The sequence below is a fragment of the Vibrio sp. 10N.261.51.C6 genome, assembly GCF_041471785.1.
GTDB classification, from domain to species: Bacteria; Pseudomonadota; Gammaproteobacteria; order Enterobacterales; family Vibrionaceae; genus Vibrio; species Vibrio crassostreae_C.
This window is the reverse complement of sequence record NZ_JBFRPB010000008.1, coordinates 150,657-162,319: the sequence shown is the minus strand read 5'-3', so window position 1 is coordinate 162,319 and position 11,663 is coordinate 150,657. Positions and strand designations below refer to the sequence as shown.

The following is an 11,663-nucleotide window of genomic DNA, read 5'->3' as shown; positions in this document are numbered from 1 at the left end:
TCGTATCTCGTATCTCGTATCGCAGATACAAAAAAGCCTCGCTATAGCTATATAGCGAGGCTTTGGAATTTTTATGCGCCCTTAAAATAGGGAGCGTTAACGTAAGGTCTGAATTACTTCAGCATACCTTCGTTAGCGTTCTCACGAACGTGCTTAAGAATAGACTTAACACCACGTGCGCTTGAAGCAACAACATTACCAGAAGTCATGTAATCAGTACCGCCAGCAAAGTCAGTCATGATAGCACCAGCTTCACGAGCGATTAGATCGCCAGCTGCTAGATCCCATGGCTTAAGGCCAAGTTCTAGGTAACCATCAACACGGCCAGCTGCTAGGTAACATAGGTCAAGAGCAGGAGAACCTGTACGACGGAAATCAGCACAGTCGATGAATAGACCAGAGATGATCTTCATGAAAGATTCAGAGTGTTGTTTTTGCTTGAATGGGAAACCAGTCGCTAGAACAGTACCTTGAAGGTCTTTTAGTTGAGTAACACGCATACGAGCGTTGTTAAGTTGAGCGCCAGCGCCACGTTGAGCTGTGAATAGCTCGTTTAGCATTGGGTCATAAACACAAGCAACTTCTGTACGACCGTTCATGCGAACAGCGATAGATACAGAGAAGTGAGGGAAACCTTTTACAAAGTTGTTGGTGCCATCCAGTGGGTCAACGATCCATTGTACATCAGAGTCTTTACCTTCAGTCAGGCCTTTCTCTTCAGAAATAATGCTGTGCTCTGGGTAAGATGCTTTGATTGTCTCAATGATCATGTACTCAGCTTCTTGAGCAATGTTAGTAACGTAATCGTTGTTACCTTTTAGAGACGATTCGATCTTATCAGTTGTTTCTAGAGATTTAGCAATATGGTTGCCAGCTTTACGCGCAGCGCGTATCGCAATGTTTAGCATTGGATGCATATGGTTTTTCCCACAAGATGTTAAAGAACAATTTAAAGCGGCGGCGAGTATACCAAAGTTTTACCAAAAGGGAAGTGGTTATTTTTTGAACTCTTGGTTTCACATTACGCGAAGGGTCTGACCATTTTACTTTGCTATGTGTTAATATCTCGCGATTATTTTTAAAGTGGTGTCATATAGCATGTTAGACAATGTAAAAGTCGTTCTGGTTGGTACGTCTCATTCGGGAAATATCGGATCAGCAGCTCGCGCAATGAAAGTGATGGGTTTGAGTCAATTAGTTCTTGTAGACCCTCAATGTGAAGTTGACGAGCAGACCTTAGCACTGGCTGCGGGTGCAGGTGACATCGCAGAAAACGCGACCATCGTTTCTACATTAGACGAAGCCGTAAAAGACTGTGGTTTAGTGGTTGGTTCGAGTGCACGTTCACGTACGCTTGAATGGCCAATGCTTGAGCCTCGTGAGTGTGGACAAAAGTTTGCGATTGAAGGTCAAAAGCACCCAGTCGCATTAGTGTTCGGCCGTGAACGTACTGGCTTGACTAACGATGAGCTTCAGAAGTGCCACTTCCATGTATGTATCCCAGCTAACCCTGAATACAGCTCGCTAAACCTAGCAATGGCAGTGCAGACTCTGAGCTACGAAGTGCGTGTAGCTCACCTTGATATGGTCGCTAGCCAATATCAGCCACAGCAACAAGATGAGTACCCTCGTCACGAAGAACTAGAAATGTTCTACGAGCACCTTGAAAAAGTGATCATTGATACCCAATTTATCTCTAAGGATAAGCCGGGGCAGGTGATGAACAAGCTACGTCGCCTATTTAGCCGTGCTCGTCCAGAACTGCAAGAAATCAACACACTTCGTGGTATTTTGACTTCTATTGAGAAGAGCAAAAACGACAAATAAAGCCCATACAATAGTTAAGGGTGAATACCTGACTAAAATAGTCAACTAAATACTTGACCAATTTAGTCGGGTATGGGAAGATTCCAACCACATAAACAATGTGGATACGGTGTGATATGAAACTTACATCTAAAGGAAGATATGCGGTAACAGCTATGCTAGATGTAGCACTGCATTCGCAAAAAAGCCCAGTTCCTCTGGCTGATATTTCAGAGCGACAGGGCATCTCATTATCTTACTTAGAACAGCTATTTTCTAAGTTACGTAAAGCTGGCTTAGTTGCTAGTGTTCGTGGTCCTGGCGGTGGTTACCGTTTAGGTGCTGAAGCGAGCGACATCGCTGTCGGAACTGTAATTGCTGCAGTAGACGAATCAGTGGATGCAACTAAGTGTCACGGTCGAGCAGATTGCCAAGGTGGCAGTCGTTGTTTAACTCACACTTTATGGCGTGATTTAAGCTCCCGAATCAGCAGCTTCTTAAACGACATTACGCTCGGTGAGCTAATGAAAGATAACGAAGTTTTAGAGATTTCTGATCGTCAAGATATCGATCTTGCGGTTAATAATGGTTTTGCACATAAAAATACGAGCACTACAACGATTAGTGCAGCACCTCACGGTGTTAATGCCCGCTCTTAGCGGTCAGTTTTTACATTGGAGTAGAAAATGAAACTGCCTATTTACTTTGACTATTCAGCTACATGCCCAGTCGATCCACGTGTTGCTGAAAAAATGGTTCAGTGCATGACGATGGACGGTAACTTCGGTAACCCTGCATCTCGTTCACACCGTTACGGCTGGCAGGCAGAAGAATCAGTAGATAATGCTCGTGAGCAAATTGCCGATCTACTAAATGCAGACCCACGTGAGATTGTTTTTACGTCAGGTGCTACAGAGTCAGATAACCTTGCTATCAAAGGTGCAGCGCACTTTTACGAGAAGAAAGGTAAGCACGTAATCACGTGCAAAACAGAACATAAAGCGGTTCTTGATCCATGTCGCCAACTAGAGCGTGAAGGTTTTGAGGTGACTTACCTTGAGCCTGAAGCAAACGGCATCATTGATTTAGACAAGCTACAAGCAGCAATGCGTGAAGATACGGTTCTTGTTTCTATCATGCACGTAAACAACGAGATTGGTGTAATCCAAGATATCTCTGCAATCGGCGAATTATGTCGTTCACGCAAGATCATCTTCCACGTTGATGCGGCTCAGTCTGCGGGTAAAATCCCACTAGATGTAAAAGAGATGAAAGTTGACCTTATCTCTCTTTCTGCACACAAAGCATACGGCCCTAAAGGCATTGGTGCTTTGTACGTTCGTCGTAAGCCACGTATTCGTCTTGAAGCACAGATGCACGGTGGAGGTCACGAACGTGGTTTCCGTTCTGGTACGCTTGCTACTCACCAAATCGTGGGTATGGGTGAAGCTTTTGCTGTCGCTAAACAAGACATGCAGAAAGATTATGACCACGCACTAGCACTTCGCGAGCGTCTATTGAAAGGGGTTCAAGATCTAGAAGCAGTAACGGTAAATGGCGACTTAGATCAACGTGTACCACATAACCTAAACGTGAGCTTTGCTTTCGTTGAAGGTGAATCTCTGCTTATGTCTTTAAAAGACTTAGCGGTATCATCAGGTTCTGCATGTACATCAGCGAGTCTTGAGCCTTCATACGTTTTACGCGCTCTTGGCTTAAACGATGAACTGGCACACAGCTCAGTACGTTTTTCATTCGGCCGTTTCACTACGGAAGAAGAAATCGACTACGCGATTGCACAAATCCGTGTAGCAGTAAATAAATTACGCGACATGTCTCCTCTATGGGATATGTATAAAGAAGGGATTGATTTGAACACTGTTGAGTGGGCTCATCACTAATCTCACGGAAATAGAGGATTCGAGGTAACTATCATGGCATATAGCGAAAAAGTAATTGATCACTACGAAAACCCACGTAACGTAGGTTCGTTTGATAAAGAAGATCCAAGTGTAGGTAGCGGCATGGTTGGCGCACCAGCTTGTGGTGACGTAATGAAACTGCAAATCAAAGTATCTGCAGAAGGTATTATTGAAGACGCAAAATTCAAGACTTACGGTTGCGGTAGCGCAATCGCTTCTAGCTCACTAGTCACTGAGTGGGTTAAAGGTAAAAGTATTGATGAAGCTGCTGCTATCAAAAACTCTGAAATCGCAGAAGAGCTAGAGTTGCCACCAGTGAAAGTTCACTGTTCAATTCTTGCTGAAGATGCAATCAAAGCAGCGGTTGCGGATTACAAAAAGAAGCACTAATCGTTTCTACAACGTAATCACTTCAAAAAAGTAATATTTGGGAGCACCCTTTGTGCTCCCCCTGAGTTCTCAATTTATATAAAACACAAGGTTGTAGTATGGCCATCACCATGACAGATACGGCAGCAAGCCGAGTTCAAGCTTTCCTAGATAACCGAGGTAAAGGTATCGGGTTGCGCTTAGCGGTAAAAACTACTGGCTGTTCGGGTATGGCGTATGTACTGGAATTCGTTGACGAGCTCAACGAAGAAGACGAAGTGTTCGAGCATTCAGGTGTTAAGGTCATCATTGATCCAAAGAGCCTAGTTTACCTAGACGGTACTGAGCTTGATTACGTAAAAGAAGGCCTAAACGAAGGTTTTGAATTCAACAACCCTAACGCGAAAGGCGAATGTGGTTGTGGTGAGAGCTTCAATGTATAAACGCCTCAATCGTTGAGCGTTTATAATGAGCGAAGAATAAAATTAGGCTCTAAGTAAAGAGCCTAAACTTAGGACCACCGTTACATGAATCATTTCGAATTATTTGGGCTACCACTTCAGTTTCAACTGGATGGTAGCCTTCTTTCTTCTCAGTTTAGAGATCTGCAACGCCAATTCCACCCTGATAAATTTGCCACGGCTTCTGAGCGAGATCGCTTGCTGGCTGTGCAAAAAGCTGCGCAAATCAATGATGCGTACCAGGTGTTGAAAAATCCAGTCAGCCGCGCTGAATACCTGTTAGTTCAACATGGTGAGGATATTCGTGGTGAGCAGCAGACTATGCAAGATCCTATGTTCCTGATGGAGCAAATGGAATTGCGTGAAGAGCTGGAAGATATCGCCGACAGTTCTGATCCTGAAGATGCTTTGTTTGCATTTGAAGGAAAGGTTAGCAAAATGTATAAACAACAATTAAGCGCTATCCAACAAGAACTCGACAGCGAAGCTTGGTTAGAAGCTGCAGACCGAGTAAGAAAGCTTAAGTTTATTGCAAAATTAAAGAATGAAATCGAGTTAGTTGAAGATCGTTTGATCGGCTAGTTCGTATAACAAGGACACATCCATGGCACTACTTCAGATTGCAGAACCAGGGCAAAGCGCCGCTCCTCACCAGCACAAGCTTGCAGTGGGTATTGATTTAGGTACAACAAACTCATTGGTTGCGTCAGTGCGCAGTGGTGAGGCAAGCACGCTTGTTGATCAACAAGGTCGCAGTATTCTCCCTTCCGTTGTTCACTATCAGTCAGAGTCGTACACCACTGGTGATGAAGCGCGTGTAAATGCACAAACTGATCCTAAAAATACCATTATCTCAGTTAAGCGATTAATCGGTCGTTCACTGTCAGATATTCAACAGCGATACCCATCTCTGCCATATCAGTTTGAAGAAAGTGATAATGGCCTGCCTGTGATTAACACAGCGCAAGGAAATAAGAACCCAATTCAAGTATCTGCAGATATTCTTCGTGCACTCGGTCAACGTGCTGAGTCGACGTTAGGTGGTGAATTGGCTGGTGCCGTGATTACCGTCCCTGCGTACTTTGATGATGCACAACGTGCAGGTACCAAAGACGCAGCGCAACTTGCTGGTCTTCATGTGTTACGTCTTCTTAATGAACCCACTGCAGCTGCGATTGCTTATGGCTTGGATTCAGGTAAAGAAGGGGTAATCGCTGTTTATGACTTAGGCGGTGGTACGTTTGATATCTCTATCCTACGCCTGTCTAAAGGTGTCTTCGAAGTTTTAGCAACCGGTGGTGACTCTGCATTAGGCGGCGATGACTTTGACCATTTAATTGCGGATCATTTCCAAGAGCAAATGGGCTTGTTAGAGCTGACAGCAGAACAGAACCGTATTCTTCTAGACGCAGCAACAGAAGCGAAGATTGGCTTATCTGAAGCTGAAAGCGTTAATGTTGAAGCACTAGGTTGGTCTGGCTCTTTAACTCGTGAAGAGTTCGAAGAGATCATCAAGCCACTAGTTAAGAAAACGCTGCTTTCGTGCCGCCGAGCACTGAAAGATGCGGAAGTTGACGCGGATGAAGTACTAGAAGTCGTGATGGTAGGTGGTTCAACTCGTACCTTACTTGTTCGTGAAATGGTCGGTGGCTTCTTTGGTCGTACTCCATTAACCAGTATTAACCCTGATGAAGTGGTTGCGATTGGCGCATCGATTCAAGCGGATATCTTAGTTGGCAACAAGCCTGACTCTGAGATGCTGCTATTGGATGTTATCCCTCTGTCACTGGGTATCGAAACCATGGGTGGCTTAGTCGAAAAGATCATCCCTCGTAATACCACGATCCCAGTTGCTCGTGCACAAGAGTTTACCACGTTCAAAGACGGTCAAACTGCAATGACAGTACACACCGTGCAAGGCGAGCGTGAGATGGTTGATGACTGTCGTTCACTGGCTCGATTTGCTCTGAAAGGCATCCCGCCGATGACTGCAGGTGCTGCTCATATTCGTGTTACTTACCAAGTGGATGCTGATGGCCTGCTATCGGTTACCGCAATGGAGAAGAGCACTGGCGTTCAAGCTGAAATCCAAGTTAAGCCTTCTTACGGTCTAAGCGACAACGAAGTGGCTAGCATGCTGAAAGATTCGATGACGTTTGCAAAAGAAGACATGCAAGCGCGTGCTCTTGCTGAGCAACGCGTAGAAGCGGATCGCGTTATCGAAGGCCTTATCGCTGCAATGCAAGCCGACGGTGACGAGCTACTTGATGAGCAAGGCAAACAACAACTTGTTCAAGCGATTGAAGCACTGATTGAAGTGCGTAATGGCGACAACGCTGATGCTATTGAACTAGAAATTAAGAATACCGACAAAGCGAGCCAAGACTTTGCTTCTCGTCGTATGGATAAATCAATTCGTGCTGCACTGTCAGGTCAGTCAGTCGATAATATTTAATAGTTAGAGAATAGATAAACATGCCAAAGATTATTGTTTTACCTCACGAAGATCTATGTCCAGAAGGCGCTGTTTTAGAAGCAAAAACTGGTGAGACGGTTCTTGATGTTGCACTGAAGGCCGGTATTGGTATTGAACACGCATGTGAGAAATCGTGCGCATGTACAACATGTCACGTTGTGATTCGTGAAGGTTTTGATTCTTTAGAAGAGAGTGATGATCTAGAAGACGACATGCTAGATAAAGCATGGGGCTTAGAGATGGAATCTCGCTTGGGTTGCCAAGCTAAAGTGGCTGATACGGATCTTGTTGTAGAGATTCCAAAGTACACGTTGAACCTGGCTTCTGAAGACCATTAAGAACCTGTTTTCAGTCATGGCTAATACAGCGATGACTGAGAGAGTTATTGCTTAGACAAACATACTAAGAAAACTGGCCTAGAATATAGATCATAAAGGTGACCAAGCGTCGCTGATAAATATAAGGAAGTGTTATGAGCTTGAAGTGGATTGATTCGCGAGATATCGCAATTGAGCTATGTGATTTGTACCCTGATACTGATCCTAAAACGGTACGTTTTACCGATCTGCATCAATGGGTGCTAGACCTTGAAGAGTTCGACGACGAGCCTAACCACTCGAATGAGAAAATCTTAGAGGCTATTATTTTGTGCTGGATGGATGAGATGGATTAATCCTCTTGTCTAATGATTTGGTCGCGGGTTGGTATCAGTCCAATATAAAACGCAGCCAAGTTAACAATTCTTACTAAAAAAAGCGGACCTTATGGTCCGTTTTTTTATCAAAATGACATTTTCCTCCTACATAATGCTAACATCAGTGAGCTAATAAAAAATAATCAGAATCACACTCTCGAAGTGGTTCATGACAAGGAGAAATCATGTCTACACAGATGTCAGTATTTTTAAGTCAAGAAGCTGCCCAGCCTCAGTGGGGAGCAAGAGCTATTTTATCGTTCTCAGAAGCGGGAGCGACAATTCACATTGGTGAAGGCCACGATCTAGGCGCAGTTCAACGTGCGGGTCGTACGCTTGACGGACAAGGTATCGCATTCGTTTCACTTCGTGGTGAAGGTTGGGATCTAGAAAGCGTTTGGGCTTTCTACCAAGGCTACCGTGGACCAAAGAAAAAGAATGCATTGGAATGGGATGCACTTTCAGAAGCCGATCAAACTGAGCTTGAAGCTCGTATTCGCGCAACTGACTGGACGCGTGACATTATCAATAAAACCGCTGAAGAAGTGGCACCTCGTCAACTTGCGACAATGGCTGCAGAATACATCAAGTCAGTGGCACCAGCGGGCACTGTTAAAGCGAAGATTGTTAAAGACAAGGATCTACTAACCGAAGGTTGGGAAGGCATCTACGCGGTAGGTCGTGGCTCTGAGCGTACATCAGCAATGCTGCAACTGGACTTCAACCCAACAGGCGATGAAAACGCACCTGTATTTGCCTGTTTAGTCGGTAAAGGTATTACGTTCGATTCGGGCGGTTACAGTATCAAGCCAGGCCAATTCATGACAGCGATGAAAGCTGACATGGGTGGCGCAGCAACGATTACTGGTGGTTTAGGTCTTGCGATTGAACGCGGTCTTAACAAGCGCATCAAGCTTATTCTATGTTGCGCAGAGAACATGATCTCTGGTCGCGCATTGAAGCTTGGCGATATCATTACCTACAAAAACGGTAAAACAGTTGAGATCATGAACACTGATGCGGAAGGTCGCTTAGTGCTAGCTGATGGCCTGATGTACGCAAGTGCACAAAGCCCTGAGCTGATCATCGACTGTGCAACGCTAACAGGCGCGGCTAAAAACGCATTAGGTAACGACTACCACGCACTATTAAGCTTCGATGATGAGTTGTCTCACCAAGCGCTAACAGCGGCAAACCAAGAGAAAGAAGGCTTATGGCCACTGCCTCTTGCTGATTTCCACCGTGGTATGTTGCCTTCAAACTTTGCTGATCTTTCAAACATCAGCACAGGCGATTACACACCGGGTGCAAGTACAGCAGCGGCATTCCTTTCTTACTTTGTAGATGATTACAAAAAAGGTTGGATTCATATGGATTGCGCGGGTACTTACCGTAAGTCAGCAAGTGACAAGTGGGCGGCAGGCGCAACGGGTATGGGCGTTCGCACACTGGCTCGTCTTCTTATCGACCAAGCAAAATAATAATAAGGGTGAGCGGTATTTTGTGCCGCTCATTCATAAAGCTCAGATCGAAAGATCTCAGTAATTTCAGTATTTAATAACAAAAAAATGAAGTGAAGGAATCCCTATGGCTCTAGAAAGAACGTTCTCAATTGTTAAGCCGGATGCAGTTAAGCGTAACCTTGTTGGTGAAATCTACCACCGTATCGAAAAAGCAGGCCTAGAAATTATTGCTGCTAAAATGGTTCGTCTTACTGAAGAGCAAGCGAGTGGCTTCTACGCTGAACATGAAGGCAAAGAGTTCTTCCCAGCTCTTAAAGAGTTTATGACTTCTGGTCCTATCATGGTTCAAGTGCTTGAAGGCGAAAACGCTATCGCTCGTTACCGTGAACTTATGGGTAAAACAAACCCAGAAGAAGCGGCATGCGGTACTATCCGTGCTGACTACGCAATCAGCATGCGTTACAACTCAGTTCACGGCAGCGACAGCCCTGAGTCTGCAGCTCGCGAAATCGAATTCTTCTTCCCAGAATCTGAAATTTGCCCACGTCCAGCTCAATAATCGGCACTGCAAATTATTCTAAAGGCTTCACTTCGGTGAGGCCTTTTTTGTAAGTGGATTTTACGCTCTCGATAATCAATTTAGTCGTCATTCTCGAAAGCGACGAAGGAGCGTAATCGGGAATCTGTTTTTGTTATTGGAGATTCCAGATACTTCGTTCCTCAGTTCTGGAATGACGGGGAACTTTGGAGCAACCATCTCGTGGTAAATATTATCGAGCAATTGGTGATTATTTACGTCATTCCCGAAAGCGACGAAGGAGTGTAATCGGGAATCTTTTCTTTAAATGGGGTAATCTCGGGCTAATAAATATATTTGTTCAAATTTTAATCGCTTAAGTTTGAATGTCTTAATAAACACAGGGTTTTACAATGCTTGTTGAAGTTGCGTAAAGCCTGTACAATTCGCGCCCTTAATTATTGTTCCGTCATTGAGAGGCATCATGACCACAGCTAAAGTCAATCTACTCGATTTTGATCGTAAAGGTCTTCGTAAATTTTTCACAGAAGAACTGAATGAGAAAGCGTTTCGAGCAGAGCAAGTGATGAAGTGGATTTATCACTTCGGTGTCGATGACTTCGAACAAATGAATAACATCAACAAAAAGTTACGTGAGAAACTTCAACGTCGCTGTGAGATTGTTGCACCTGTTGTTTCTGAAGCTCAACACTCTTCAGATGGCACAATTAAATGGGCGATGAGCGTTGGCGACCAAGACGTTGAAACGGTATACATCCCAGATGGTGACCGTGCGACGCTATGTGTATCTTCACAGGTTGGTTGTGCACTTGAATGTAAGTTCTGTTCTACAGCTCAACAAGGCTTCAACCGTAACCTAAAAGTTTCAGAGATTGTTGGCCAAATCTGGCGTGCATCTCGCGAAATCGGCCTAGAAAAAGAAACCGGTCGTCGTCCAATTACTAACGTTGTAATGATGGGTATGGGCGAGCCTCTATTGAACATGAAGAACCTAATGCCATCATTAGAAATCATGCTTGATGATCTAGGTTTCGCACTGTCTAAGCGTCGTGTAACCGTATCAACTTCTGGTGTTGTTTCTGGCCTTGACCAAATGACAGACAACATCGATGTCGCATTGGCTATTTCTCTACATGCGCCAAACGATGCACTACGTAGCCAAATCATGCCGATCAACGACCGTTGGGATATCCAAGACTTCCTAGCATCTGTTCGTCGTTACATTGCATCTTCAAATGCTAACCGCGGTAAAGTAACGGTTGAGTACGTGTTATTGGATCATGTGAATGATGATATGGACCACGCACGTGAACTTGCTGAGCTAATGAAAGAGACGCCTTGTAAGATCAACTTGATTCCATTCAACCCTTACCCGGGGTCGCCTTATAAGAAGCCAAGCAACTCTCGTATTGATCGCTTCCAAAAAACGCTGATGGAATACAACTACACAGTAACCGTTCGTAAGACTCGTGGTGATGATATTGATGCCGCGTGTGGTCAGTTAGTCGGTGATGTGATTGATAGAACCAAGCGTACTAAAATGCTTAAAGCAGCCTCTGAAGCGAACTTGATTGCCGGTGGTGTGATTGAAGTAAAAGCGGTATAAAACGCGATTAGAACCTAAACAAGCCAGAAGTCTTACTTCTGGCTTGTTGCTTTTCTGGGGTGCAGTTTTTGATTTTTTGGACTTCTTGCCCACGCTTTCTTACATTTTTCGTCAAATTTTGGACAAAACCATGAGCTGACGGTAAATTTTGTTTAAAGTGTTTTTGCCTTGTAATGGCATTAGCTTATGATTAACTAATCTTAAATTAATTTAAGTGCTCGCTTGCTACTGATCATCAATATGTCTATTTAGGTTGGCTACTTGATAAACTAGCTTCCTGAGAAGGTCATCCATAATAAATGAATGATGTTCGCCTTTAAGGGTTGAT

Annotated in this window: 13 protein-coding genes; 12 read left to right on the top strand and 1 reads right to left on the bottom strand. The window is 44.3% G+C overall.

Going from position 1 to position 11,663, the window contains the following annotated elements; genetic code table 11:
• Nucleotides 1-113: 113 nt before the first annotated feature.
• On the bottom strand, nucleotides 114-917 hold the full coding sequence (gene suhB, locus AB4375_RS02230) for an inositol-1-monophosphatase (RefSeq protein WP_017062836.1): 804 nt from the start codon (nucleotides 915-917) through the stop codon (nucleotides 114-116).
• A gap of 181 nt (nucleotides 918-1,098) precedes the next feature.
• Here suhB and trmJ point away from each other — a divergent pair, with 181 nt between their 5' ends.
• The 12 genes from trmJ (at nucleotide 1,099) to AB4375_RS02170 (ending at nucleotide 11,335) form a co-directional block, all read left to right on the top strand.
• Nucleotides 1,099-1,827: a tRNA (cytosine(32)/uridine(32)-2'-O)-methyltransferase TrmJ gene (gene trmJ, locus AB4375_RS02225; protein ID WP_017062835.1), complete on the top strand. Its 729-nt coding sequence runs from the start codon at nucleotides 1,099-1,101 to the stop codon at nucleotides 1,825-1,827.
• Nucleotides 1,828-1,943: 116 nt separating this feature from the next.
• Nucleotides 1,944-2,465, top strand: coding sequence for a Fe-S cluster assembly transcriptional regulator IscR (gene iscR, locus AB4375_RS02220; protein ID WP_010440512.1), 522 nt, complete (start codon nucleotides 1,944-1,946; stop codon nucleotides 2,463-2,465).
• Nucleotides 2,466-2,492: 27 nt separating this feature from the next.
• Complete coding sequence (locus AB4375_RS02215) at nucleotides 2,493-3,707, top strand: IscS subfamily cysteine desulfurase (protein WP_010440514.1); 1,215 nt, start codon at nucleotides 2,493-2,495, stop codon at nucleotides 3,705-3,707.
• Nucleotides 3,708-3,740: 33 nt separating this feature from the next.
• Nucleotides 3,741-4,118, top strand: a complete 378-nt coding sequence (iscU, locus tag AB4375_RS02210; RefSeq protein ID WP_004735094.1) for a Fe-S cluster assembly scaffold IscU — start codon at nucleotides 3,741-3,743, stop codon at nucleotides 4,116-4,118.
• A gap of 98 nt (nucleotides 4,119-4,216) precedes the next feature.
• Nucleotides 4,217-4,540 carry an iron-sulfur cluster assembly protein IscA gene (gene iscA, locus AB4375_RS02205; protein ID WP_010440519.1) on the top strand — a complete coding sequence of 108 codons (324 nt, stop codon included), beginning with the start codon at nucleotides 4,217-4,219 and terminating at the stop codon, nucleotides 4,538-4,540.
• Nucleotides 4,541-4,624: 84 nt separating this feature from the next.
• Complete coding sequence (gene hscB, locus AB4375_RS02200; protein ID WP_010440522.1) at nucleotides 4,625-5,140, top strand: co-chaperone HscB; 516 nt, start codon at nucleotides 4,625-4,627, stop codon at nucleotides 5,138-5,140.
• A 22-nt stretch (nucleotides 5,141-5,162) separates the two neighbouring features.
• Nucleotides 5,163-7,013 carry a Fe-S protein assembly chaperone HscA gene (gene hscA, locus AB4375_RS02195; protein WP_017062518.1) on the top strand — a complete coding sequence of 617 codons (1,851 nt, stop codon included), beginning with the start codon at nucleotides 5,163-5,165 and terminating at the stop codon, nucleotides 7,011-7,013.
• Between the two features lie 20 nt (nucleotides 7,014-7,033).
• Complete coding sequence (fdx, locus tag AB4375_RS02190; RefSeq protein WP_010440525.1) at nucleotides 7,034-7,372, top strand: ISC system 2Fe-2S type ferredoxin; 339 nt, start codon at nucleotides 7,034-7,036, stop codon at nucleotides 7,370-7,372.
• 134 nt (nucleotides 7,373-7,506) lie between these two features.
• On the top strand, nucleotides 7,507-7,707 hold the full coding sequence (gene iscX / locus AB4375_RS02185; protein WP_004740335.1) for a Fe-S cluster assembly protein IscX: 201 nt from the start codon (nucleotides 7,507-7,509) through the stop codon (nucleotides 7,705-7,707).
• Between the two features lie 206 nt (nucleotides 7,708-7,913).
• A complete protein-coding gene (gene pepB, locus AB4375_RS02180) occupies nucleotides 7,914-9,209 on the top strand; it encodes an aminopeptidase PepB (protein WP_017062517.1) in 1,296 nt (431 codons plus the stop codon).
• Between the two features lie 106 nt (nucleotides 9,210-9,315).
• Nucleotides 9,316-9,750: a nucleoside-diphosphate kinase gene (gene ndk, locus AB4375_RS02175; RefSeq protein ID WP_016797173.1), complete on the top strand. Its 435-nt coding sequence runs from the start codon at nucleotides 9,316-9,318 to the stop codon at nucleotides 9,748-9,750.
• Nucleotides 9,751-10,192: 442 nt separating this feature from the next.
• Nucleotides 10,193-11,335 carry a bifunctional tRNA (adenosine(37)-C2)-methyltransferase TrmG/ribosomal RNA large subunit methyltransferase RlmN gene (locus AB4375_RS02170; protein ID WP_017062516.1) on the top strand — a complete coding sequence of 381 codons (1,143 nt, stop codon included), beginning with the start codon at nucleotides 10,193-10,195 and terminating at the stop codon, nucleotides 11,333-11,335.
• Nucleotides 11,336-11,663 lie beyond the last annotated feature (328 nt).